Source organism: Pseudomonas putida (assembly GCF_003228315.1).
GTDB classification, from domain to species: domain Bacteria; phylum Pseudomonadota; class Gammaproteobacteria; order Pseudomonadales; family Pseudomonadaceae; genus Aquipseudomonas; species Aquipseudomonas putida_S.
Window position 1 is genome coordinate 148229 of the sequence record NZ_CP029693.1, and the last position, 22850, is coordinate 171078.

General features: G+C 60.7%; 22 protein-coding genes and 2 pseudogenes. 14 read left to right on the plus strand and 10 right to left on the minus strand.

Annotated features, from left to right (window positions below; genetic code table 11):
* Position 1 precedes the first annotated feature (1 nt).
* Positions 2–625 carry an isochorismatase family cysteine hydrolase gene (locus tag DKY63_RS00690; protein WP_110962313.1) on the minus strand — a complete coding sequence of 208 codons (624 nt, stop codon included), beginning with the start codon at positions 623–625 and terminating at the stop codon, positions 2–4.
* A 110-nt stretch (positions 626–735) separates the two neighbouring features.
* Here DKY63_RS00690 and DKY63_RS00695 point away from each other — a divergent pair, with 110 nt between their 5' ends.
* From DKY63_RS00695 to DKY63_RS32985, 4 genes and pseudogenes are all read left to right on the plus strand, one after another.
* Positions 736–1236 (plus strand): winged helix-turn-helix transcriptional regulator, encoded by a 501-nt coding sequence (locus DKY63_RS00695; protein ID WP_110962314.1) that lies wholly within the window; start codon positions 736–738, stop codon positions 1234–1236.
* Between the two features lie 215 nt (positions 1237–1451).
* Complete coding sequence (locus DKY63_RS00700) at positions 1452–1790, plus strand: hypothetical protein (protein WP_110962315.1); 339 nt, start codon at positions 1452–1454, stop codon at positions 1788–1790.
* 469 nt (positions 1791–2259) lie between these two features.
* Positions 2260–3153: pseudogene (locus DKY63_RS32980) on the plus strand (PDC sensor domain-containing protein); the annotation flags it as partial.
* A 324-nt stretch (positions 3154–3477) separates the two neighbouring features.
* A pseudogene (locus DKY63_RS32985) lies at positions 3478–4014 on the plus strand (methyl-accepting chemotaxis protein); the annotation flags it as partial.
* Positions 4015–4134: 120 nt separating this feature from the next.
* Here DKY63_RS32985 and DKY63_RS00710 read toward each other — a convergent pair.
* Positions 4135–4686, minus strand: coding sequence for a TetR/AcrR family transcriptional regulator (locus tag DKY63_RS00710; RefSeq protein WP_110962317.1), 552 nt, complete (start codon positions 4684–4686; stop codon positions 4135–4137).
* 109 nt (positions 4687–4795) lie between these two features.
* On the opposite strand from DKY63_RS00710, the gene DKY63_RS00715 reads away from it, so the two are divergent.
* From DKY63_RS00715 to DKY63_RS00750, 8 genes are all read left to right on the plus strand, one after another.
* Positions 4796–5122, plus strand: a complete 327-nt coding sequence (locus tag DKY63_RS00715; protein WP_110962318.1) for a LysR family transcriptional regulator — start codon at positions 4796–4798, stop codon at positions 5120–5122.
* Positions 5123–5216: 94 nt separating this feature from the next.
* The gene (mexE, locus tag DKY63_RS00720) at positions 5217–6476 is read left to right on the plus strand and encodes a multidrug efflux RND transporter periplasmic adaptor subunit MexE (protein ID WP_110962319.1); all 1260 of its coding nucleotides are present in this window, start codon (positions 5217–5219) and stop codon (positions 6474–6476) included.
* 12 nt (positions 6477–6488) lie between these two features.
* Entirely contained in the window at positions 6489–9668 is a 3180-nt protein-coding gene (locus DKY63_RS00725) for an efflux RND transporter permease subunit (RefSeq protein WP_110962320.1), read from the plus strand.
* A complete protein-coding gene (locus DKY63_RS00730) occupies positions 9665–11083 on the plus strand; it encodes an efflux transporter outer membrane subunit (protein ID WP_110962321.1) in 1419 nt (472 codons plus the stop codon). Before DKY63_RS00725 ends, DKY63_RS00730 begins: the two co-directional genes overlap by 4 nt.
* Before the next feature lie 641 nt (positions 11084–11724).
* A complete protein-coding gene (locus DKY63_RS00735; RefSeq protein ID WP_110962322.1) occupies positions 11725–12033 on the plus strand; it encodes a DUF6124 family protein in 309 nt (102 codons plus the stop codon).
* Between the two features lie 286 nt (positions 12034–12319).
* Complete coding sequence (locus tag DKY63_RS00740) at positions 12320–12817, plus strand: PAAR domain-containing protein (protein WP_110962323.1); 498 nt, start codon at positions 12320–12322, stop codon at positions 12815–12817.
* Positions 12814–14226 (plus strand): PAAR domain-containing protein, encoded by a 1413-nt coding sequence (locus tag DKY63_RS00745; RefSeq protein WP_110962324.1) that lies wholly within the window; start codon positions 12814–12816, stop codon positions 14224–14226. The genes DKY63_RS00740 and DKY63_RS00745 overlap by 4 nt, the downstream gene beginning before the upstream one ends.
* On the plus strand, positions 14223–14612 hold the full coding sequence (locus DKY63_RS00750; RefSeq protein ID WP_110962325.1) for a hypothetical protein: 390 nt from the start codon (positions 14223–14225) through the stop codon (positions 14610–14612). The genes DKY63_RS00745 and DKY63_RS00750 overlap by 4 nt, the downstream gene beginning before the upstream one ends.
* A 120-nt stretch (positions 14613–14732) precedes the next feature.
* Here the strand turns inward: DKY63_RS00750 and DKY63_RS00755 are convergent, their stop codons facing one another.
* The 3 genes from DKY63_RS00755 to DKY63_RS00765 form a co-directional block, all read right to left on the minus strand.
* Positions 14733–15659, minus strand: a complete 927-nt coding sequence (locus DKY63_RS00755) for a LysR family transcriptional regulator (protein WP_204354285.1) — start codon at positions 15657–15659, stop codon at positions 14733–14735.
* An 82-nt stretch (positions 15660–15741) separates the two neighbouring features.
* Positions 15742–17097, minus strand: coding sequence for an FAD-dependent oxidoreductase (locus DKY63_RS00760; protein WP_162634819.1), 1356 nt, complete (start codon positions 17095–17097; stop codon positions 15742–15744).
* A gap of 37 nt (positions 17098–17134) precedes the next feature.
* Positions 17135–18190, minus strand: a complete 1056-nt coding sequence (locus DKY63_RS00765; RefSeq protein ID WP_110962327.1) for a Rieske 2Fe-2S domain-containing protein — start codon at positions 18188–18190, stop codon at positions 17135–17137.
* 236 nt (positions 18191–18426) lie between these two features.
* Here DKY63_RS00765 and DKY63_RS00770 point away from each other — a divergent pair, with 236 nt between their 5' ends.
* Positions 18427–18807 (plus strand): hypothetical protein, encoded by a 381-nt coding sequence (locus DKY63_RS00770; protein WP_110962328.1) that lies wholly within the window; start codon positions 18427–18429, stop codon positions 18805–18807.
* 11 nt (positions 18808–18818) lie between these two features.
* Positions 18819–19046, plus strand: coding sequence for a YMGG-like glycine zipper-containing protein (locus DKY63_RS00775; RefSeq protein WP_110962329.1), 228 nt, complete (start codon positions 18819–18821; stop codon positions 19044–19046).
* Positions 19047–19116: 70 nt separating this feature from the next.
* Here the strand turns inward: DKY63_RS00775 and DKY63_RS00780 are convergent, their stop codons facing one another.
* From DKY63_RS00780 to DKY63_RS00800, 5 genes are all read right to left on the minus strand, one after another.
* Positions 19117–19677 (minus strand): YSC84-related protein, encoded by a 561-nt coding sequence (locus tag DKY63_RS00780; RefSeq protein ID WP_110962330.1) that lies wholly within the window; start codon positions 19675–19677, stop codon positions 19117–19119.
* Between the two features lie 240 nt (positions 19678–19917).
* Positions 19918–20640: a haloacid dehalogenase type II gene (locus DKY63_RS00785; protein WP_110962331.1), complete on the minus strand. Its 723-nt coding sequence runs from the start codon at positions 20638–20640 to the stop codon at positions 19918–19920.
* Between the two features lie 36 nt (positions 20641–20676).
* A complete protein-coding gene (locus DKY63_RS00790; RefSeq protein ID WP_110962332.1) occupies positions 20677–21693 on the minus strand; it encodes an LLM class flavin-dependent oxidoreductase in 1017 nt (338 codons plus the stop codon).
* A gap of 114 nt (positions 21694–21807) precedes the next feature.
* Entirely contained in the window at positions 21808–22026 is a 219-nt protein-coding gene (locus tag DKY63_RS00795) for a DUF4287 domain-containing protein (RefSeq protein ID WP_110962333.1), read from the minus strand.
* 45 nt (positions 22027–22071) lie between these two features.
* Positions 22072–22737, minus strand: coding sequence for an NADPH-dependent F420 reductase (locus DKY63_RS00800; RefSeq protein ID WP_110962334.1), 666 nt, complete (start codon positions 22735–22737; stop codon positions 22072–22074).
* Between the last annotated feature and the right edge of the window lie 113 nt (positions 22738–22850).

The window sequence follows — 22850 nt, forward strand, 5'->3', positions numbered from 1 at the left end:
ATCACTGCTTGAGGGTGGCGATGAGTTGTTCGGTGGTGACGATCGAATGGGCGAAGGTGGGGCCATTCAGTTCATGGGCCGAATGCATCATCTCCGGCTTGAAGGCGGCGGTTGCGTCGCGCACCAGGGTGACGTGATAGCCCAGTTCCTGTGCGTAACGGGCCGTGGCCTCGATGCAGGTATTGGCCAGCAGACCGACGATGATCACGTGGGTGATGCCTTTCTGCTTGAGGCGAAAATCCAGGTCGGTGTTGGCAAAACCACTGGAGCCCCAGTGCTCGGAGGCGATGATGTCGCCTTCCTTGGGCGCGAAATCGGGATGCCATTCACCGCCCCATTCGCCACGGGCGAAGTGGTGCATGTGCTGGATCTTGCATTGGGACGGGCTTGGATGAGACCAGTTTTCGTAGTCGCCTTGTTCCCAGCGACGGTGCGGTACGATGACCACCTGAATATCGGCGGCGCGCACGGCGCGATCCAGTGCGCGCAGGTTGTCGAGCAGGCCGACCTGCTCGGCGATCGGCTTGATCAGGGGGAAGACCCGGCCACCCTCGGAGAGAAAATCGTTGTAGGGATCGACCAGCAAATAGGCGGTGCGATCCAGCGGGTAGGCAGCGTTCGACATGACATTTCTCCAGAGTGGATGAATGAACTATTCAATGAGCTATGCCATGGGCTTGCCCCGGCATGGTGTAGATATGATAATCATAGTTACTGTAAAAGAGGCAAGCCTGCATGGCCGTAAAAAAGACTAGTCCGCAAACCCTGTGCCCGATTTCACGGGCCGAAGACATTGTCGGAGATCGATGGACGGTCTTGGTTTTGCGCGAGCTGTTCATGCGCAACCATCGTTACGACGAGATCCAGGCGCAGACCGGCGGCACGCCGCAAATGGTCGCCTCGCGCCTGAAAAGCCTGGAGGCGGATGGCATGGTCGAGCGACGCGCCTACAGCGAGCGGCCGCCGCGTTACGAGTACCACCTCACGCCCAAGGGCGAGGCGTTTTACTCGGTGGTGCTGGCGTTGCGGGCGTGGGGGGAGACCTGGTGCAAATCGCAGGATGAAGGGCTGGCCGTGCGCTACACCCACCGTAAGTGCGGGCACGAGGCCGGCCTTGGACCTCTTTGTGATCATTGCGGTGAGCTGCTGCGCCGTGGCGAATTGATCAGCGAGCCTTCGCCGGGGTATGTCGAAGAACGGGCTGTCAGGCTCGAAGCGTTCAAGTCCAAACCGTGAACGCACACCCCCTGTAGGAGCGAGCCTGCTCGCGATGGAGGCACAGGCACCGCGTGGCGTCAGGCAACCCGCGTTATCGTTGACGACCATCGCGAGCATGCTCGCTCCTACTATCGCTTCACGTAATAGTCACAATCATTCATCACAAGTTCTGTTGCCCGCGGCAAACAGGGAAAATCGCGCCCATCCAAAACACTCACGCAGGAATCGGCGCGATGAACCTATACACCCGGCTGACGATTGCCGCCTCTTTGTTGTTGTCCGGTTGTGCCTCCACGCCAAACGATCCGACGCTGACCTTGCAGACGAGCAAGGCGCCGGCGGACTACGCGAACTGTGTCTTGCCCAAACTGCAGCATGATTCGTTGAACGCGACAGTCTCGGAAACCCAGCGCAGCTACCGCATCGTGGTGTCGAGCAAAGTGGCGGCCAACGACGTGCTTGAGGCGCGCAAGGCCTCGAACGGCGGCAAGGTGTTCCTGTATGAGCGCACGCTGCTGGCGTCGACCTTCGGGCCTTCGAGCCTCGAGCGCGCCGCTCAGGAATGCCTGTAAACCCTCGCTGAAAAATCCCTTTCCCAACCCGGTGAATACGCCTGAATCAGGCGTGTTCGCCGGGCGTTTTTTGCTGTCATTTTTTTGATTGAACAAGTGTTCATTTTGAGTTGCATCGAGCCCATTTGCCTCGATATAGTGGCTTAATAATATCAACTATAAAAAACTGCCAGCAGGGCTGCTGCACTCACACATAAGCGCGGGCTTTGCTGGCCGACATATCGTCTATTCGAGAATGTTCATGCCTAATCGCTCACTGCACTTCAAGCTGTTCTGGACGGCGCTGATTGGCACCGTCGTCGTCATGGCGCTGTTGCTGGGCTCCATCGCTTACATTGCCTACGGCAATTCCGTCAAAGAAACCTTTTCTCTGGTCGACAGCGTCGTCAAGGCCAACGCCAAGGAAGTGGAAGTCGAGCTCGGTGCCGGCTATAGCGTGGCTGAGTCCCTGGCCAGCGTCGCCACGGCAATGCAGCAACAACAGGTCGACCGCAAGACCGCCGACGTGCTGACCCGCCAGCTGTTCGAAGCCAATCCCCGGTTTCTGGGCCTGGGTCAGTACTGGGAGCCGAACGCGTTCGACGGCAAGGACAGTGAGTTCGTCAACCAGCCCAATCACGACGCGACCGGTCGCTACCTGACCTGGTGGAACCGTGCCGGCGGTTCGGTGAAATCAGAGGCGCTCAGCGGTTATGCCCCGGAAAGCGCCGACAACCAGTACTACTACCGCCCGCTGCACACCCGTCAGCCATGGGCCTCCGAACCCTATGCCTACAGCGCCGGCGGTGGCCAGCAGATGATGCTGGTGTCGATCATGTTGCCCTTGATGCAGGGCGGCAAAGCCATGGGTGTGGCGGGGGTGGATATTCCGCTGGAAAGCATCAACCGCCAGCTGGCTAAAATCGACGCCTACAAGGGCTACGGCGCGCTGGTTTCCAGCGACGGTCTGTATGCCAGCCATCCGGATCCCAAGCGCCTGAGCAAGCCGGCAGAAGAACTGCCAGCCGCGGCCAAGGACGCGATCAAGGCGGGCAATGCCTACAGTTTCGAACTCGATGGTTGGGGTTATGTGCTGCAACCGGTGCGTATCGGCAAGGCCCCGAACTACTGGGCCTTGATGGTTGCTTATCCGTTGGCCGAAGCCATGGCCGGGATCAATCATTTCCTCTACACCGCCGTGGTCATCGGCCTGGTGGCGTTGCTGGTGCTGGCCATCGTGCTGTGGCACTTGCTGGCGTGGCAGATTCGTCCATTGTCCGGCCTGACGGTCGGCATCCAGGCCTGGGAAGGCGAACTGGGCCTGCGTTTCGAACAACGCAGTGGCGATGAAACCGGCAAGCTGGCCGGTGCGTTCAACCAGTTCATCCAGCGTCTGGGCAACCTTGTGGGCTCGATTCGCCAGAGCAGCACCACGCTGATGCAGATCTCCAATCACCTGGGCGATACCACCCAGGCCGTCGCCGAGCGGGCAACCTCGCAACACACCGCGACCGAGGAAATGGCCAGCGGCGTGACGGCGCTGGCGCACTCGGTGACCGAGATGTCCCAGCAAGCCGAAGACGTCGAGCAACTGGCGCGCAATACCGAAGTGCTGACCACCAACATCTCCACCGACATGAGTCAGACCCTGGCCGGCATCACCCATATCGACCAGACCATGGACGTGGTGGCCGGCGCCGTGGGGGATCTGGAGAAGCGCTCGCAGCAGATTGCCGGGATCATTGCGGTGATTCGCAGCATTGCCGACCAGACCAACCTGCTGGCCCTGAACGCGGCGATCGAAGCCGCGCGGGCAGGGGAGCAGGGTCGCGGGTTTGCGGTCGTGGCCGATGAAGTGCGGCAACTGGCCGAGCGCACCAGCCGTTCGACCGGGGAGATCGGCGAGATGATCGGTGCGATCGGTTCGGACGTACGCAACACCGTGGCCAATGTGCAGCAGGTCGGCGAAGCGGTGCGCCAAGGCGTGGTGCAACTGACCACCTCGGCAGAGGGCGTGGATCAGATTCGCCAGCATGCGCAGGACATCCTGACGCGCATCAGCGAAGTGGCGCGCCAGACCCAGAGCCAGGCGGCGACGGGCGAGCAGCTGTCGGTGGCGATCCAGGGCGTCAGCCGCATCTCCGAACAGAACGACCAGGCGATTCGCAGCCTGCTCGATCAGTCGGTGAAGCTGCGGGATCAGGCCGGGTCGCTGAGCCAGCAGTTGACGCAGTTCCGCGATTGATACACCCCCCCCTGTAGGAGCGAGCCTGCTCGCGATAAACGTCCAGACAACGCGTTCATTCAGACAGTGCACGTTTTCGTTAACGTCCATCGCGAGCAGGCTCGCTCCTACAGTGGAATTTCATGACGTCCAGGCATCAACGACCGACGCCATGAACTGCGTCGCCAGTTCAGGCTTGTCCACCGCCCGGGCAATCAGCATGGCGCCGGCAATCGATGCAATCAGCTGCTGCGCCTGCCGCAGCTTTTCCTCCTGACTGTCGCCTTCGACCAACGGCATCAGGATTTCAATGAAGTGTTCGATCCCCTGGGTGAAGGACTGGCTGACGCTGCCGCCGGTGCGGGCGACGTCGGTGGCCAGGGCGGGGATCGCGCAGCCCTCGGTCCAGTTCTCCAGATGCTTCTGGGTCAGATAACGCTTCACCAGTTCGGGAACCGACTTGGCGTTTTGCCAATTGCGAATGTTGCTCTCGAAGGTCCGGGCCACAGCCTCCGACGCCAACTGTTCCTTGCCCCCGGGAAACTGCCCGTAAAACCCGCCATGGGTCAGCCCCACCGAGCGTGAAAGCTCGCCGATGCCGATGCCGTCGATGCCTTTTTCCCGATACAGCCGGGACGCGGCAGTGAGGATCGCCTCTTTGTTTTCCGCCGCCTTTTCTTTGGTCACTTTCATCAGATGCTCCTCGGGCTGGATGCCCTCGCCGGGTGCAAGTCGTCGCCAAATATCTTGTAATGATTATGGTCGTAATATATCGTCAGCGCAAATACCCGGTGGACACGTCATGAACCGAAGTGACCTGCGCAGTATCGACCTGAATCTGTTGGTGGTGTTCGAGGCGCTCATCCAGGAGCGCAACGTCACCCGAGCCGCCAGAAGGCTTTCGCTCGGCCAACCGGCCGTCAGCGGTGCACTGCGGCGGTTGCGAGTGTTGTTCAACGATCCGCTGTTCAAGCACACCGGGCGGGAGATGAAGCCCACGCCACGGGCGATCTCGATCGCCCAGACCCTTGGTCCGGCGCTGGATTCGGTGTGCGGTGCAATCTCGAACACTCAGGTTCGGGCAGGGCAGACCTGTTTTTTTGCCCGTATACATGATGATCATCATTAATAGTAATAGCCAAGTTCACCCCGTTCGATTCGTCGACGCCTCCCCCGAGGCCGAGCCTTCGCAAACCCCTGAAACCGTCTGGCGGACACAACCCATGGATCAGTCACTCAAAGCTTTTCGTTATCCGATTGCCGCACTGGCGCTCACGATGCTCACCGCGTGCGATCGTGCGCCGGTCGCCGCCAATGCTCCCGGTGCGCCACAGGTCACGGTGGCCAAGGTGATTGAGCAGCCCATCACCGAGTGGGATGAAGTCACCGCCCGCCTGGAGGCGCCGGAAACCGTCGAGGTCCGTCCACGGGTGTCGGGGCAGATCGAGCAAGTGGCCTTTACCGATGGTGCGCTGGTGAAGAAGGGCAACCTGCTGTTCCAGATCGACCCGCGGCCGTTCGAACACGAAGTGCATCGCTTCGAAGCCCAACTGCAACAGGCCCGGGCGACACTGGTGCGCACCGCCAACGAAGCGCAGCGCGGCCAACGCCTGCTGGGCAGCAACGCGATTTCCGCCGAACTCGCCGACACCCGGACCACCACCGCGCAGGAGGCCAAGGCCGGTGTCGATGCGATCCAGGCACAGCTCGATCTGGCGCGCCTGAACCTGAGTTTCACCCGGGTCACCGCACCGATCAGCGGCCGCGTCAGCCGTGCCGAAATCACCGCCGGCAACATCGTCACCGCCGACACCACGGCGTTGACCAGCGTGGTCTCCACCGACAAGGTCTACGCCTATTTCGACGCCGACGAGCGCCTGTTCCTCAAATACGGCCAGCTCGCCCGCCAGGGCCAGCGCAGCCAGACCACACCGGTGTACATGGGCCTGTCGAACGAGGAGGGCAACACGCACCTGGGGCAGATGAACTTCGTCGACAACCGGGTCAATCCGAAGACCGGCACCATTCGCGGCCGCGCGGTGTTCGATAACGCCGACGGTCAATACACCCCGGGCCTCTATGCCCGCTTGAAACTTGTGGGCAGCGCAGCTTATGCGGGCCTGCTGATCAAGGACGAGGCGGTGGGTACCGACCTGGGCAAGAAGTTCGTGCTGGTGGTCGATCAGGACAACAAGACCGTCTATCGCAACGTCGAACTGGGGCCGAAACTTGAAGGCCTTCGCATCGTGCGCAGCGGCCTGAACAAGCAAGACCGCATCGTCATCAACGGCCTGCAACGGGTCCGCCCGGGCGCCGTGGTCGCCCCGCAGGACGCGCCGATGGCCGACCCGGAAACCGTCGCGGCCCTGACCCGTCAGCGCCAGGCGGTCGAAGCCAGCAATCAACCTGCAAGCCCATCTCCTGCATCCGGTAAATCGCCAGCCCTGGTGAAGACCGATGCAGCCGTCACACCTCGCGGATAAGGGCCCATCGCCATGAATTTTTCCCGGTTCTTCATCACCCGGCCGATCTTCGCCGCCGTGCTGTCGCTGCTGATCCTGATCGCCGGCGCCATCTCTCTGTTCCAGTTGCCGATCAGCGAATACCCAGAAGTGGTGCCACCGACTGTGGTGGTTCAGGCCAACTATCCGGGAGCCAACCCCAAGGTGATCGGCGAAACCGTGGCCGCACCCTTGGAGCAGGCGATCACCGGCGTCGAAAACATGCTGTACATGTCTTCGCAATCGACCGCAGACGGTCGCTTGACCCTCACCGTGACCTTCGCCCTGGGCACCGATCTGGATAACGCCCAGGTCCAGGTGCAAAACCGCGTGACTCGCACCGAACCGAAGCTGCCGGAGGAAGTGACGCGCATCGGCATCACCGTCGACAAGGCGTCGCCGGAATTGACCCTGCTGGTGCATCTGGTGTCGCCGGACAAGCGCTACGACATGCTCTACCTGTCCAACTACGCGATCCTCAACGTCAAAGACGAACTGGCGCGCCTGGAAGGTATCGGCACGGTGAAGATGTTCGGTATCGGCGATTACTCGCTGCGGATCTGGCTCGATCCCGAGAAGACCTCCTCGCGCAATCTCACCGCCACCGACGTGGTCAACGCTGTGCGCGAGCAGAATCGTCAGGTCGCCGCCGGCCAGCTCGGCTCACCGCCCGCACCGAATGCCACCAGCTTTCAAATGTCGATCAACTCCCAGGGACGGCTGGTCACCGAGGAGGAGTTTGAAAACGTGATCATCCGCAGTGGCCCGAACGGCGAAATCACCCGCCTGAAGGACATTGCCCGGATCGAACTGGGCTCCAACCAATACGCCTTGCGCGCCATGCTCAACAACCAGGAAGCGGTGGCCATGCCGATCTTCCAGCGCCCCGGTGCCAATGCCATCGACGTGTCCGACCAGGTGCGGGCGAAGATGGCCGAGCTGAAGAAGAGCTTCCCGGAAGGGATGGACTACGAGATCGTCTACGACCCGACCATCTTTGTCCGTAGTTCGATTGAAGCGGTGGTGCACACGCTGTTCGAAGCACTGATCCTCGTGGTGCTGGTGGTGATCCTGTTCCTGCAAACCTGGCGCGCTTCGATCATTCCGCTGGTGGCGGTGCCGGTGTCGCTGATCGGTACCTTTGCCGTGATGCACCTGCTCGGGTTTTCGCTCAACGCGCTGTCGCTGTTTGGCCTGGTGCTGGCGATCGGCATTGTGGTCGACGACGCGATCGTGGTGGTGGAGAACGTCGAACGGAACATCGAGTCCGGGCTGGAGCCGGTCGAGGCGACCAAGAAAGCCATGGGCGAAGTGACCGGGCCGATCATCGCCACGGCGCTGGTGCTGTGCGCGGTGTTCGTGCCGGCGGCGTTCATCTCCGGGCTCACCGGGCAGTTCTACAAGCAGTTCGCCCTGACCATTGCCATCTCGACGGTGATCTCGGCCTTCAACTCGCTGACCCTGTCGCCGGCGCTGGCGGCGGTGTTGCTCAAGGCCCATGGCGCACCGAAAGACCGTTTCTCCAAGGTGCTGGACCGGATGCTCGGCGGCTGGTTGTTCAAACCGTTCAACCGGGTCTTTGAAAAGGCCAGCCTTGGCTACGTGGTGGCGGTGGGCAAGATCGTGCGCGGCAGCAGCGTCGCCCTGCTGCTCTATGCCGGCCTGATCGCCTTGACCTACATGGGCTTCAGCACCACACCGACCGGCTTCGTGCCGACCCAGGACAAGAAGTACCTGGTGACCTTCGCGCAACTGCCGGATGCGGCGAGCCTGGACCGTACCGAATCGGTGATCCGGCGCATGAGCACTATCGCCATGAACGAGCCGGGCTTTGATAGCGCCGTGGCGTTCCCGGGGCTGTCGATCAACGGTTTCACCAACAGCCCGAACGCCGGCATCGCCTTCATCGGCCTGCGCCCGTTCGACGAGCGCAAGGACCCGAGCCTGTCCGCCGGGGCGATTTCCGCCTCGCTCAACGCCAAGTTTGGCGAGATCCAGGATGCGTACACGGCGGTGTTCCCGCCACCGCCGGTCCAGGGCCTGGGCACCATCGGCGGCTTCCGCCTGCAGATCGAGGACCGGGGCAACCTCGGTTACGACGAGCTGTACAAAGAGACGATGAACATCATCGCCAAGAGCCGCAACGTGCCGGAACTGGCCCGGGTGTTCACCAGCTACACGGTCAACGTGCCGCAAGTCGAAGCCGCCATCGACCGGGAAAAGGCCAAGAGCCACGGGGTGAAGATCAACGATATTTTCGACACCTTGCAGGTCTACCTGGGCTCGCTGTACGCCAACGACTTCAACCGGTTTGGCCGCACCTATCAGGTCAACGTGCAGGCCGAGCAACAGTTCCGTCAGGAGCCGGAGCAGATTGGCCAGTTGAAGGTGCGCAATGATCGCGGCGAGATGATTCCGCTGGCGACCTTCGTCAAGGTCAGCCCGACGTCGGGACCGGACCGGGTGTCCCACTACAACGGTTTCCTCACTGCGGAAATCAACGGTGCCGCCGCCCCCGGCTACAGCTCCGGCCAGGCCCAGGCTGCAATTGAAAAGTTGCTCAAAGAGGAATTGCCCAACGGCATGACCTACGAATGGACCGACCTGACCTATCAGCAGATCCTGTCCGGCAACACGGCGCTGCTGGTGTTTCCGCTCTGCGTGTTGCTGGCGTTCCTGGTGCTGGCGGCGCTGTACGAAAGCTGGAGCCTGCCGCTGGCGGTGATCCTGATTGTGCCCATGACGCTGCTGTCGGCGATTGCCGGGGTGATCATCTCCAAGGGCGACAACAACATCTTCACCCAGATCGGCCTGATCGTACTGGTGGGCCTGGCGTGCAAAAACGCGATCCTGATCGTCGAGTTCGCCAAGGACAAACAGGACCAGGGCTTCTCCCCGTTGGACGCCGTGCTGGAGGCCTGCCGCATGCGTCTGCGGCCGATCCTGATGACCTCGTTCGCTTTCGTCATGGGCGTGGTCCCGTTGGTGACCTCCAGCGGCGCCGGTTCCGAAATGCGTCGGGCCATGGGTGTCGCGGTGTTCTCCGGGATGCTCGGGGTGACCTTCTTCGGCCTGTTGCTGACACCGGTGTTCTTCGTCCTGATTCGCCGCTACATCGAACGCAAGCAAGCGCGTAAACAAGCCCGCGCACTGAACCTGGAGGTGCAACCATGAATGCTCTGAAGTTGTTTTTACCCAGCCTTCTGGTGGCTGCCTTGGCCGCCTGCACCGTAGGGCCGGACTACAAGACCCCCGATACGCCACCGGCCAACAGCGTGTATGCCAAAGCTGCAAACTACGATCAGACGCGGTTCGAAACGGTGTGGTGGCAGCAGTTCGACGACCCGACGCTGAACCAGTTGGTGAGCAAATCCCTGGAAGGCAACCGCGACCTGCGCGTGGCCTTCGCCCGCTGGAAAGCGGCCCGGGCGATTCGTGATGACATCAGCAACGACAACCTGCCGGTGGTCACCAGCCGCGTCAGCAGCGTGCAAGGCAAGTCGCAGGTGCCGGGCCAGACCGAGCACCGGGTCAATACCGAGCGCTATGACCTGGGGCTGGACATGGCCTGGGAAGTTGACCTGTTCGGGCGCATCCAGCGTGCGCTTGAATCGAGCGACGCTCGGGAAGACGCGGCGGCAGCGGATCTGTACCAACTGCGGGTGACGATGATTGCCGAACTGGTGGACGCCTACGGGCAACTGCGCGGCGCGCAACTGCGGGAAAAAATCGCCGTGGCCAACCTCAAGAACCAGAGCGACTCGCGGGCCGTGACGGTTAGCCTGCGTGATGCCGGTGTCGGTAATGAACTTGATGTGGTGCGTGCCGATGCACGACTGGCTGCTGTCGAAGCCAGCGTGCCGCAACTGCAAGCGGAACAGGTTCGGCAGAAAAACCGCATCGCGACCTTGCTGGGTGAGCGTCCGGATCAATTGAGCGTATCCCTGAGTCCCAAGGATCTGCCGGCCATTTCCAAGGCGCTGCCGATTGGTGATCCCGCCGAACTGCTGCGTCGTCGTCCGGATGTATTGGCGGCTGAACGCAGACTGGCCGCCGCGACCGCCGATGTCGGCGTGGCCACCGCCGAGCTGTTTCCCCGGGTCAGCCTGAGCGGGTTCCTCGGCTTCACCGCCGGGCGCGGTTCGCAAATCGGTTCCGCCGCCGCCAAGGCCTGGAGCCTGGGTCCGAGCATCACCTGGGCGGCGTTCGATCTGGGCAGCGTACGTGCGCGGATTCGTGGTGCCGACGCCGATGCCGAAGGCGCCTTGGCCACCTATGAACAGCAGGTATTGCTGGCATTGGAAGAATCGGAGAACGCATTCAGTGACTACGGCAAACGGCAGGAGCGGTTGCTGTCGTTGATCAAGCAAAGCGAGTCCAGCCGGGCGGCGGCGGACCTGGCGGCGACGCAATACAAGGAAGGGGCGGTGGACTATCTGGTGCTGCTCGATGCCCAACGTGAACGGCTCAATGCCGAGGATGCGCAGGCGTTGGGGGAGACGGATCAGTATCGGGCCATCGTCGCGATCTACAAAGCGTTGGGAGGCGGGTGGGATGCCGGGGGTAACAAGGTGGCGGCCAGAAACTGAGTTCTGAAAACACCCAAAACCCTGTGGGAGCGGGCTTGCCCGCGATGGGGCCGGCACTTCCAGCCCCCATGCTGGCTGACCTGACGCCTTCGCGAGCAGGCTCGCTCCCACAGGAGATCTTTTGCGAACACAGAATTTGTGTTCGACGCAGATCAAACTGTAGGAGCGAGCACGCTCGCGAAAAACCAGAGAACGCCGCGGGGTATCTGGTTTCACGCGTTATCGTTCACGTCCATCGCGAGCAGGCTCGCTCCTACAGGTGGATGAAGCAGGTTTCTGTCAGCGCTTAAACGCCTTTTGCGGCGCATGTTTAAGCTCCCTCCGGATCACTTCCTGAAAGCTACAAAACCTTGCGTGCTTGCCTACCGCTACGCCAGAATCCGCCGGCTTGTGCGCCCTGGGGTCGCTGGGTAACTTGATTCGGGTCACTGAACATCAGTGATCGGGTTTAGCAGCCCGGGGTCTTCCAGTGAAGTGCACAAGCTCATCAGTAGGCATTGCCGCGCTTGATGGTAGTTGTGCGCAGGGCGCCTTCGGGCGCGCCGGATTTGCTGGGTACCCCGGTCTGCTAACCTGCGTACAGCTGCCACCCCTTTCGTTTAGCAGCAATAGGGGTTGGCACTCCATCCAGGACCCAGCCTATGAAAAAGCCTTCACCCAATCCCCCGAACACCGATCCCAACTCCGCCTTTGATTCACCCTCTACCGCCGACATCAAAGCCACCCCGCGCACACCCGGCACGCTGTTCTGCGTCAACCCCGAAACCAGAACCGAAGACCTGATGGCGTACCTGGTCGAAACCCTCGCCTCAATCGATGTGATGGTCCATCAGTTGGTTGATCATCTGGACGGCAGCGACCGCAATGCGCTGCTGGGCATCTCCAACAGCGTGATGCTGGCCGAGATCACGGCCAATCGGGTGCTGGATCAGATTGCCCCGGTTGAGTAGCTGAAAGGAGGGCACCCATTGGTCTTGGCGATTGGGTGCCCCTTCGCTCCAACATTGCAGAAGTCAGCAGGAATTGGCTGAAGGTTTCGACTGATCGACCGAATTGTCGTGTAGGAAATGGATGTTTTTCTTTGTAGAAATTTCCGAACCATGCGTTTGGCGATTGCTGCCTGCAAGCGTCCTGTCGTCTTATCCGTCGTCGCCCCGATACCCCACCGGCACAGTGCCGGTACCGAGGGAAAAAAGCGGGAAGCCATTCAACACCGACAAGGATAAGGATCTGCAAATGAATGCACCTCTGCACAGCTTTTATACCAACGAAGTCTCTCCTGCATATTTGCGTCGTCTGGACGAACCGCACCTGAAGGAAGAGCGACTTGAGAATTGTTCCGATGAAACTCTGGCAGTTGTTCGCCGGCAGCAAGCTTACATAGTTGCTCATCCCGCTCGAGCCATTTACCGGTTGGCAACCGAAGGCAGTCAAACCCGTGATGGTGGAGTAGTTCAGCAAGCGACATCGCCATTTGTGTTCACGGCAGGAGACGGCCAAAAAGTACGTGCGGCACAGAAGGGCGATAGCGTCACCTACCCCGACGGGCGTACGGCGCAGATCGTCACGGGCGCGGGTCAAGACTTTGATCATGTCGCGCTGGTCGGCAGCCTGCTTTGCAATGGCGACGAGATCATCAACACATTGCAAGGCGGGTGTTTATTGGTCGGGCGTGAAGGTGTTTCGATGGCTGAGGATTTTCTTTCTTCCGCCAAGCAGGAGGAACACCAATGAACGAAGGGCATTTCATTGGCCTGCATGACAAGACCACCTGTGGCGGCGAGGTTCTGGATGGTCATACGGGCGTCATGATGTTCGGCATCGCCCATGCCCGCGAAGGTGATCGAGTTACCTGCGGCAAGGATGGCAAGACTTACAAGATCGTCGGTGGAATTTCCTACATGATCAGTCATGGCAAGGCCGTGGCAGGCACGCTGGACAGCTATAGCGATTGTCCGTGCAGGGCCCGATTGATCCCCTCGGTGTTTGGGGCCACCTATCAAAGCGCTAACTCCGCACCGCGAGCGGGCAGGAGCGCTGCGCAATCAGTCTCCGGTTCTGCAACCAGTCAACCGGCAGTGCCACGTCATTCCGCTTTCGCCTCTTCGAACGCTCCCGCATCTGCGATATTCGCCCGACCAGAACCTCAGGAACCGGGCTTCTACGTCGTGCCCAGAAGCATGACCCGCAAAGCCCTGGAGGCGACGTTGTTCTCCACGCCCGATGCCGTCGTGCTGCGCAAGTTTCGGGTACTTAATCCAGGGAAGGACGATCTCAAGGCCGGTTCGCTGATCGTGCTCGGCGATCCGAACAACGCCTCTTGCACTTATCAGGAAGCGCTGCTGATGCAGGCCGCACAAGAGGTCAAGACAGCCCTCGATCCCCTGACGCCAGACGAAGCCGATTTCATGCACCGCCACGCGGCGGAAATCGCCAGCTTCACCGGCCAGACGTCGACCTGGCTGGGTGTCAGCGCGGCGATGATGGAGAAACACATCGCCAGCCTGCGCGACATCCTCCAAAAGATTGAGCGGCTGCATCAGGACAATTACCGACAGCACGGCCACCTGCGATCCCCTTCATTCTTCGCCGATCGTCGGCACCTGCTTTCGCAACTCGATAGTCACTTGCTGAACTCCACTCGGTTGCGTGGCCTGACGACTATCGGTGATCACCCCAAACTGAAATCGGCCCTTGGCATTTCCAGCCGCAGCCTTGTGCATCATTGGGACAAGGCCGGCGGGGTAGGGCAGATACCGGGTTACTCCACGCATGTAAGTGCGGTTAGCCGGGCTGCGAAGTACATGCAGACCGGCGGGTTTATTGGTATTGCGATTGGTGGGGTTTCTTCGATGCTGGCTGTTCAGGCGGTTTGTAATGGTGACTCGGCAATTGCTTGCGAGAAAATCAAGTTCACTGAGGGTAGTAAGTTCGTGGGATCGACAGGTATGGGATATTTGGGAGGAGAACTGGCGTACATCGCCAGCCCCATCATTTGTGCCGCGCTTGGTATTACGACAGGTATTGGGGGCGCTGTCTGTGTCGCGACCGTAGTTGGAGTTGGCACATTCGGAGGGGCGGAAGTTGGTGGCTTGGGGGGAGAGTTTATTGGTGAAAAGATATTTGAAGCTACGCAGCCATGATCAGCATCGTCTCGTGGTCTCCTTGGGCCGCAATCATTGTTGTTGGTGGCCCAATTTTGCTGTGTTACGTGAGTTTCATTTACAGCCTGTACCTGAGTCGCTGTCACATGATTCGCCTTCTTCAGGCCCTGAATAGAAGTCGTCAAATCATAATCAGCGCCGCAGGGATGATGCAGAACGGCTGGTTAAATCGACTTTTATTAGTTGCAAAGATCACGTTCATGGTGACGTGGCCCGGTCCCGGGCTTCGCGCGGGAGACCTTGATCCTGAGGATATCCGTAACTTTCCTGCAGACTTGAAGCGTTTGCTACAGGTAAAAGTCCTTCTGACATTTGTCATTTTGGCTTGGGGAACGCTTGCGTTTGTGCTGGTGAAATTCAAGTAGTCATACTCACTGGAAGGTCTGGTGGAACCAAAAGATCGCAGCCTGCGGCAGCTCCTACATGGGAATGCGTACCCCTGTAGGAGCTGTCGCAGGCTGCGATCTTTTGCGTTTACTGACAAATCACCCCGGAGCAATCGCCCTCGCCGCATCCAACACCAACCCCCGCAACCACTTCGAAGCCTGCGCCCGATGCTTTCGCGCATGCCACAGCTGGTAATACCGCAAGGGTTGCGCCGGCACCGGAAACGCTTCGATCCGCAGCGGCAGCAACTCGGTGTAGTGCTTGGCGAACGAGCGTGTGGTGGTGAAGATCAGGTTGGATTTGACCAGTACGTAGGGCGCGATGCAGAAGTAGGGCAGGGTCGTGGTCACCCTTCTTGCCAGGCCACTCTTGGCCAGTTCGGCGCCGATGGTGCCTTGCCCGGACGCGTTGTGGGTCATGACGGCCAGATGGTCGGCGTCCGAATAGGCTTCCCGTGTCAGGCCGCCGGGCCGGATGGGGTGTTCTTCGCGCATCAGGCACACCAGGTCGTCGTCGCACAGGGGTTGCAGGTGCAGATGTTCGGCCGGCGTGTTCCAGTTGCCGATCACCAGATCCAGATAACCGTCTTCCAGGCCACGGGAGTAGCCACCCTCGGCTTGCAGGTGGGTCAATTCCAGCGTGGCCAAGGGCGCCTGCGCATGGAAGCGTTCGATGATGGCAGGCACGAAGAACACGCTCAGGTAATCCGGCGTGCTGATGCGAAAGGTCTGGCGGGTAGTGGCGGGATCGAAGCGGTCGAGAGGGTGCAGGATTTGATCAATCCCCTCCAGCGCCTGCGCGACCGGTTCGATCAAGGTCTGGCCGTGGGCGGTCAACACCATGCGGCTGCCGCTGCGCACGAGTAATTGGTCGCCGGTCAATTCGCGCAACCGGCGCAGGGCGACGCTGATCGCCGGCTGGGTTTGCCCCAGCAATTCGGCCGTGCGCGAAACGCTGCATTCGCTCAGCAGGGTTTGCAGGGTCCGCATCAGCTGGACATCGAAATTGGGCAGGGAGTTGGGCACAGCAGCCTCGGTTTTGATGAGTCATAACGCTATATAAAAGATCATATAGCGCTATGTCCGAATGCGTCCATGCAAGGCTCGGCTAGCGCCAGTCCGGCAGTGTTTTCAGCAGTTCGGATTTTTCCTGCGTCGCTGCCCCCATCAGCACGAAGCCCGACATCCGCTGCTGTTGGTCGTAATAGAGCGACTTCACATTGGCAATGCCTTTGTCACAGCGACCCACTCGCTCGGTGGACCACAGCCCTTCGCTGTCCATCGGCGAGGCCACGATGGTGGGCAGGACGCTGGTCTTGATGGTCACCGGCATGGCGGGGTAGGCAACCGGGGTCGGTTGGCCCGCCAGTGTTCGAGCCAGGGCGCGGGCCTGCAGCATGATCGGCATGACATAAGGCAGCACCAGGTCATGGACTTGCGCGCAATCGCCCAAAGCGTAGACGTTGCTGGCACTAGCCCGCAGGCAGGCGTCGGTGATGATCCCGCTGGACACCGAAATACCCGCCGCACGCGCCAGATCGACCCGCGGTTCCAGGCCGATGGCGCACAGCACGTAGTCCACTTCGAGCGCTTGGCCATCGGCCATTTGCAGGTGCAGTCGCTCACCAATACGCTGCACCGCAACCGGGGCATTGCCCAGTTCCAGGCGTACACCAATGGACTGAAGGGCATTGGCCATTTCCTCGCCAGCCTCCACCGGCAGCAGGCGACTCAGTGGCCAGGTGGCGCGGTCGGTGACCCACACGTCATGACCGGCATGGCGCAGGTCGTTGGCGAACTCGCAGCCGATCAGCCCGGCACCCAGGATGGCGATGCGACTTTCAACGCCGATCTGCTGGCGAAAGGATCGGTAGTCCGCAAGGTCGTTGACGGTAATGATGGCGTCCACCCCGTCGCCTTGCAGGGCAGGGCGCCGAGCATCGGCGCCCAAGGCCAGCACCAGCGCACTGTAGGGATGTGGCTGGCCATCGATGTAGACCTGTTGCGCGTCGGTGTCGATCCGCTCGATCGAGGTGTGGGTCTTGATCTGTGCTTGCAGTTGCGCCGCCATCTGTTCGGCGCTGGAGGTGATCAGTTGATCTGGCAGGCGCCCGGTCTGGAAGGCATTGGACAGTGCGGGCTTGGAGTAAAACTCACCGCCATCGCGGGTCACGATCATGATCGGCACGCGGGTGTCCAGCTTGCGCAGCTCGCGGGCCACGGTGTAACCGGCCAGCCCCGACCCCAGAATAATCACCGGATCAGGCTGCGCCGGTGGCAGCGCGGCCACTTCATCCTCCGCCATTCTGCGCATGTCGAAATCAGCCTTGCCGACCCCGCATTCCGGGCAATACCAGTCGTCCGGCACGTCCTCCCAACGGGTCCCCGGCGCGATGCCGTCCTGCGGTATACCGGCCGCTTCATCGTAAATGAAGCCGCATACAAGACATTCCCACTTGAACATGATCGTGACTCCCATCAATCGGTTGGCAGGCAGGGCATCAGCTGGTGAAGGCGCGACCCAGGCCCAGTGCTTTCAAGGCGCGGCGATAGGCGGTGGAGGAGCGATCGGCGGGAATGTGGATTTCCAGCGAAAGATCCAGCGGCAGGTCTTCCGGACGGCACAGTTCGACAATGTCGCGGTCCTCTTCGAACACCTGCTGGTTGAAGGCGTACACGTCATCCAGCGGCAGCTCTTTGTCGAAATTGCGGGTGATGGCGCAGAACATTCGGGTCTTGCGCGCCGAGATAGGGCTGGCCGCGTTCAGGATTACCAGGCGGTGCTCGGGATCGGGGAAGTTGACGGTCAAACGAGCGGTGAACGGCGCAAAGACATCGAAGGTGCGGCTCCACAGAAAACCTTCCGGAGCGCGATGTTGCAGGCTCTTGGGGAAATTGCTGACGCTGCTGACGTATTCGGCGTGCACCCCGTACGGTGTGACTTCGGCCTTGTAGGTGGGCACCACCGGGTTGTCGCGCTCGGCAAAGGCTTCGTGGTGAATCCAGGCGAAGTGGGCGACGTCGATAAAGCCTTCCACCTGACGCCCGGCCGAGGCGGCGATGTCGATCGATGGCGGCAGGATTTGCTGGTAATCGTCATCATGCCAGGACGGCATCTGCGCGAAGGGCGCGCTGGTGCCGGACATCAGGACCCAGATCATCCCGAAGTCTTCGCGGGTCGAGTACACTTGGATGCGATGGCGCTCGGTGAGGTTGGCATTGGGCTCCGACGGGATGCGCGTGCAGCGGCCATCGGTGCCGAAATGCAGGCCGTGATAAGGACAGATGATGTTCTCGCCCTGAACCCAACCCTTGCTCAGGGGCGCGCCGCGATGGCTGCAGATATCGCGGGCGGCGTTCAGCTTGCCGCCGGCACGGTAGAGCACCACGGGTTCGTCCAGCAGGGTGACGGCATAGGGCTTGTTGGTTACGTCCGCCGAAAAGGCGACGGGGTGCCAGTGCTGGCTGAGAATCTGGCGATCCTCTGCGGTGAAGGTGCTGGATTTGGTGATCGGGTTCCAGGTAACGGTCTGGCAGGCGATGGCGGCCGTGGACATTTCAGTGCTCCTTTGACAGGGGAGTGATACCGGAGAAGTACGGGGCCCATGCTAGAGAACCGGGCCGGTCGCGCCCATGTCGTGAAGAGCATGTTCGTTATGCGTAATTCGTTATGTCGATATCGCGAAAGACGACGTGGTCTTTTCCTACAGGAATCTAGACTTGACCCTACGCCCGACGAGGCGAAGCAACGAGCGGCAGGCGTCGAGGTTCAACCTGGCGAGGAGGGAAGGCGATGAGTGTATTGCGATGGTGCAGGTTGTTGTTGGTGGCATGGGTGACCCTGGTGGCGGCATCGGGCATTGCTCGCGCCGAACCGGTTGCCATGATCACCGGCGAGCAGTGGATGCAGTCGACGGAGCAGCTCAAGAAGGTCTATCTCATTGGCATTGCCAACGCCTTCGAGGTCGAGGCTGCCTACCATGCAGCCAAGCCTCCGACCGATGAGCAGAGCCTGATTCCACGTTTCGGCAGGGGCTTGAAGGGCCAGACGCTCGACACCGTGCGCGAAAGGCTCAACCAGTGGTACGCCGCCAACCCCGACCGAGTGAAACGCCCTGTCCTGGAGACCATCTGGTTCGAGATGGTGGTACCCGGCCTGAAACAGAACAAGTAGCGGAGGGGAACATGAAGAAGGTTCTATTGTTTGCCGCAGTCCTCACCGCAGCCAGCATGTTCGGTTGCACCTCGATGTCCTCCAAGCAGCAGGGGACCTTGAGCGGTGCGGCCATCGGTGCTGCGGCTGGCGCTGGCATTGCCGCGATTGCCGGTGGCAGTGGCTGGACGGGCGCGGCGATCGGCGCGGTTGCCGGCGGCGTTGCCGGCAATATCCGGGGCGGTCGGCAGCAGAATTAGCCGGCCCGCTGAAGCAAAGGATCGCAGCCTGCGGTTGTAGGAGCCAGGCTGCGATCTTTTTCATTCGGCTTCACCGCTTGATCTTGGAAATCTTCGCGCCTTCGATACTGATGCCCGCCATCAACCCCTGCTGGTCGAAGATGAACGCGTAGGCGTCGTCCTTGAGCGTCGAGCTGGACAGGTTCTTCGCCGCCCCTTCATCGACCACCACCACCGTTGGCCCCACGCCGATCTCCCAACCTTTGGATTCAGTCAGGTACTTGAGCGCCTTGTCGCTCATCAGAAACACCGCATAACCATAGGATTGTGCGCCTGCCTGCAGCCCCCACGACCCGCTGACGGAGTTGTAATAGTCCTCGACCTTCGTGCCTTTCATCAGCACGCCTTCGCCATAACTGCCGCCGAACACCAGGCCGGCCTTGACGATATTCGGGAAGACCAGCACGGCCTTGGCTTTATGGGAGATCGATTCAGCGACCGGATGGCTCTTGTACAGCGCTTGCAACGCTTGGCGAGAGTCGGCATTGAGGTCTTCGGCGGTCGCCGCGCCCGCCGTGTTCAACAGGCTCGCCGAGGCCAGGGCGGCAGCGGCGAGGAAGATCGAAATGAAAAATCGCATCGATTGAGTCATTTGCGTACTCCTGAAGTTTACGAGTTGAAAGCAAGGCGCTGGCGTGCAGCACGATGCCATCAATGGTAGTGACCACAGTGGGTGGGCCGGGTTCGTTGTCAGTGTCTGGGTTTGGCTGTTCACTGCCGGCAAGTAGCGTGCAGCCGCTGCCCAGCATTTAATGTAGTTGTGGTGGTTAAAGAGGTCGTCTTTTTGATCAAGGACAGTGCAGGAGCCGATGAAGGAGGCGATTTTTTACCGTCAGCAGTCGAGCAGCGAGGCCAATTCGCTCAGGGAATCCACAACGACGTCCCAGTCTTGAGTGGGCTGCAGGTCCGTTGTCTGTTCCGGACCGTATTCCGTGGGGCGCCGGATGAACACTGTGTGAAATCCGCAAGCGCTTGCCGCGACCAGATCGTCATTGTGTGCCGCGACCATGGCCACCCGATGCGCTGGCAATCCCACGGCTTCGGCCGATCGCAAATACACCTCTGGCTGCGGCTTGTAGGCGCGGGCCAGTCCCGCGCCGGTGATGACATCCCAGGGCAGGCCGCCGTAGCGGGCCAGGTTCATCATCCCGGCGATGTGGCCGTTGGAGATCGGGCCGATGGCGAAGCGTCGTTTCAAGCGTGTGAGGCCTTCGACGGAATCAGGCCATGGATCGAGCTTCTCCCAGGCGGCGCTCCAGGCGGCGATATCCATTTCCTGAAGTCGCCCGGCCTCGATGCCGTGCTGGATCAGCAACGCCTCCAGATTCTCTCGGTTCAAAACGTCCAGCGTCACAAACGGACGTTCGCCGCTGCGCACGCGTTGCATTGAGGGTTGGTAGAGCGAGCGCCATTCATTGGCGAAATCCAGCGGGTCGATCTGCAAGGCAAGTCGCTGTAGATACAGCGCGGACTGCCGCGCAATGCTGGTTCGCCAGTCGACCACGGTGCCAAAGACATCGAAGCCGAGAAACCCAACGTCTTTGATACCGGTCATGCTCAGTCTCCTGTGCGGTCGGGGAACACCTCAGCGCTAGCCGAGGGCCGGGGCGACGTGCTTGAGGATGGATTCGATGACATGCGCGCAATAGTCCACGCCCAGTTGGTTGGGGATTGTCAGCAGCAGGGTATCGGCTGCGGCAATGGCTTCATCTTTGGCGAGTGCTTCGATCAGGGCATCGGGTTCTGCCGCGTAATTCCGGCCGAAGATCGTCTGGATGTCACCGTCGAGGAAGCCGATGGTGTCCTCGTTCTGGCCGTCTCGACCGAAGTACAGGCGGTCCATGTCATTGGTGATCGCGAAGATGCTGCGGCTCACCGACGTACGCGGCTGCCGGGTATGCCCGGCCTGTTTCCAGGCCTCGTGAAAAGCGTGAATCTGTTCGGCTTGCTGGATGTGCAAGGGGCGGCCGTTTTCATCGACCTTCAGCGTCGACGTCTGCAGGTTCATGCCCATTTGCGCCGCCCACACCGCCGTCGCGACGGAGCCTGAACCCCACCAGATCCGGTCGCGAAGGACTTCGGCGTGTGGCTCAAGTCGCAGCAAGCCTGGCGGGTTGGCAAACATGGGGCGCGGGTTCGGCTCGGCGAAGCCCTTGCCACGCAGTAGTGCATAAAACACTTCGGTGTGACGTCGGGCCAGGTCGGCATGGGTCTCGCCTTCCTTCGGCGCATAGCCAAAATGGCGCCAGCCGTCGATGACCCGCTCGCCAGAGCCGCGGCTGATGCCCAGTTGCAATCGCCCTCCGGCGATCAGGTCCGCCGCGCTGGCGTCTTCGACCATGTAGTAGGGGTTCTCGTAGCGCATGTCGATGACCCCGGTACCGATTTCAATCCGGCTGGTTTTTGCCCCGACGGCCGCCAGCAAGGGGAAGGGCGACGCCAGTTGCCGGGCGAAATGATGGACGCGGAAAAACGCCCCGTCGGCGCCCAGTTCCTCTGCCGCGATGGCCAGATCGATGGATTGCAACAGCACATCGGCCGCCGAGCGGGTTTGCGAGTGCGGGGAAGGAGTCCAGTGCCCGAAGGACAGGAAGCCGATTTTTTTCATGGGATGCTCGCGACAGGAATTGGAAGGATGGCGCCAATGTAGTCCGCGCCGTCCACGGTCAGTACCCCCCATGCCTTTGTGACAGCTTCAACCATTGGTTGTAAGTGTGAGGGTTCAGCTCTTGGCGGTGGAAGCCAAATGATGCGCCACCAACGCATTGGCATGGCCATGGCCCATGCCGTGTTCGGTTTTGAGCACCGCGACCATTTCCATGTGCTTCTTGCCATCGAGGGTATTGAGCAGGTCCAGCCAATGAGTGACAGGCTGCCCGTACTTCTTTTCGATCGAGGGGAAATACGATGCGGGGCCTTTGACTTTTGCCTCTTCTGTCATGAGGAAAACTCCATTTCTTCGGTTAAGGAGCAGGCATTAGTTGCCTTATTTTTGCTTGAGATCGGCCTCTTTCCAGGCGCCACTCAACGGACCACCCGGCAAGCCTTCAACGGCTCGCGACAACGGGAAGGGTACCGGGATGAAACCGGCATCGCGCACCAGCCGGGCACCCATCTCACGGGCCTGGGCGTCGTCGGCGAAAACCGGAATCGCCTTGCCCTGGCCGGACTGATCTTTCATGGATTGGAAACCAATGGCATTGAAGCCCCGTACCAGATGCACGCCGGGCAGGTACTGCTGGTCGGCCAGGGAAACGCCCGTCTCCAGCGCCTTGCGCCCGATATCGCCGTCACGCCCGGTAAAGGGATTGCTGGTGCTGAACACCACCTTGCCATTCAACTGGCCCTTGAGCTGTTCCGACAGCGCCGGCATGGCGCCGTAGGGCACGCTCAGCACGATCACATCGCCCCATTTCGCGGCATCGCCGACCGTGCCGGCCTGTGCGTTGGGACCGGCATTCTTGACCAGCTCCGTCAGCTCCTCGGGGTGGCGTGATGAAAACATCACCGAATGCCCGGCCTTGACCCAAAGCGTGCCGAGCGTGCCGCCAACCTTGCCGGCGCCGATCACGCTGATTTTGAGGCTGTCTGCCGCCACCTGGCCGGCGTACAGAACCAAGCCGGAGAAGATCAAAAAAAGAATCTTGAACATGCCCTGTGCCCCTGAATCCGGAAAAAGTGATGTAACCACCGTAGTAGAGCCAGCGCAGATGCGAAAGGCGGGAGACGGGCGGTTTTCGAATCAGCTGCTTGTTCGAATTCCTG

Bases quoted from the DNA above. Each gene is read 5' to 3' on its own strand.
- DKY63_RS00765 (WP_110962327.1), bottom strand. From the start codon at position 18,190: ATGTCCACGGCCGCCATCGCCTGCCAGACCGTTACCTGGAACCCGATC.
- DKY63_RS00750 (WP_110962325.1), top strand. From the start codon at position 14,223: ATGATCAGCATCGTCTCGTGGTCTCCTTGGGCCGCAATCATTGTTGTT.
- DKY63_RS00770 (WP_110962328.1), top strand. From the start codon at position 18,427: ATGAGTGTATTGCGATGGTGCAGGTTGTTGTTGGTGGCATGGGTGACC.
- DKY63_RS00730 (WP_110962321.1), top strand. From the start codon at position 9,665: ATGAATGCTCTGAAGTTGTTTTTACCCAGCCTTCTGGTGGCTGCCTTG.
- DKY63_RS00710 (WP_110962317.1), bottom strand. From the start codon at position 4,686: ATGAAAGTGACCAAAGAAAAGGCGGCGGAAAACAAAGAGGCGATCCTC.
- DKY63_RS00795 (WP_110962333.1), bottom strand. From the start codon at position 22,026: ATGACAGAAGAGGCAAAAGTCAAAGGCCCCGCATCGTATTTCCCCTCG.
- DKY63_RS00790 (WP_110962332.1), bottom strand. From the start codon at position 21,693: ATGAAAAAAATCGGCTTCCTGTCCTTCGGGCACTGGACTCCTTCCCCG.
- mexE (WP_110962319.1), top strand. From the start codon at position 5,217: ATGGATCAGTCACTCAAAGCTTTTCGTTATCCGATTGCCGCACTGGCG.
- DKY63_RS00735 (WP_110962322.1), top strand. From the start codon at position 11,725: ATGAAAAAGCCTTCACCCAATCCCCCGAACACCGATCCCAACTCCGCC.
- DKY63_RS00700 (WP_110962315.1), top strand. From the start codon at position 1,452: ATGAACCTATACACCCGGCTGACGATTGCCGCCTCTTTGTTGTTGTCC.
- DKY63_RS00725 (WP_110962320.1), top strand. From the start codon at position 6,489: ATGAATTTTTCCCGGTTCTTCATCACCCGGCCGATCTTCGCCGCCGTG.
- DKY63_RS00745 (WP_110962324.1), top strand. From the start codon at position 12,814: ATGAACGAAGGGCATTTCATTGGCCTGCATGACAAGACCACCTGTGGC.
- DKY63_RS00800 (WP_110962334.1), bottom strand. From the start codon at position 22,737: ATGTTCAAGATTCTTTTTTTGATCTTCTCCGGCTTGGTTCTGTACGCC.
- DKY63_RS00740 (WP_110962323.1), top strand. From the start codon at position 12,320: ATGAATGCACCTCTGCACAGCTTTTATACCAACGAAGTCTCTCCTGCA.
- DKY63_RS00695 (WP_110962314.1), top strand. From the start codon at position 736: ATGGCCGTAAAAAAGACTAGTCCGCAAACCCTGTGCCCGATTTCACGG.
- DKY63_RS00785 (WP_110962331.1), bottom strand. From the start codon at position 20,640: ATGACCGGTATCAAAGACGTTGGGTTTCTCGGCTTCGATGTCTTTGGC.
- DKY63_RS00760 (WP_162634819.1), bottom strand. From the start codon at position 17,097: ATGTTCAAGTGGGAATGTCTTGTATGCGGCTTCATTTACGATGAAGCG.
- DKY63_RS00775 (WP_110962329.1), top strand. From the start codon at position 18,819: ATGAAGAAGGTTCTATTGTTTGCCGCAGTCCTCACCGCAGCCAGCATG.
- DKY63_RS00690 (WP_110962313.1), bottom strand. From the start codon at position 625: ATGTCGAACGCTGCCTACCCGCTGGATCGCACCGCCTATTTGCTGGTC.
- DKY63_RS00780 (WP_110962330.1), bottom strand. From the start codon at position 19,677: ATGACTCAATCGATGCGATTTTTCATTTCGATCTTCCTCGCCGCTGCC.
- DKY63_RS00715 (WP_110962318.1), top strand. From the start codon at position 4,796: ATGAACCGAAGTGACCTGCGCAGTATCGACCTGAATCTGTTGGTGGTG.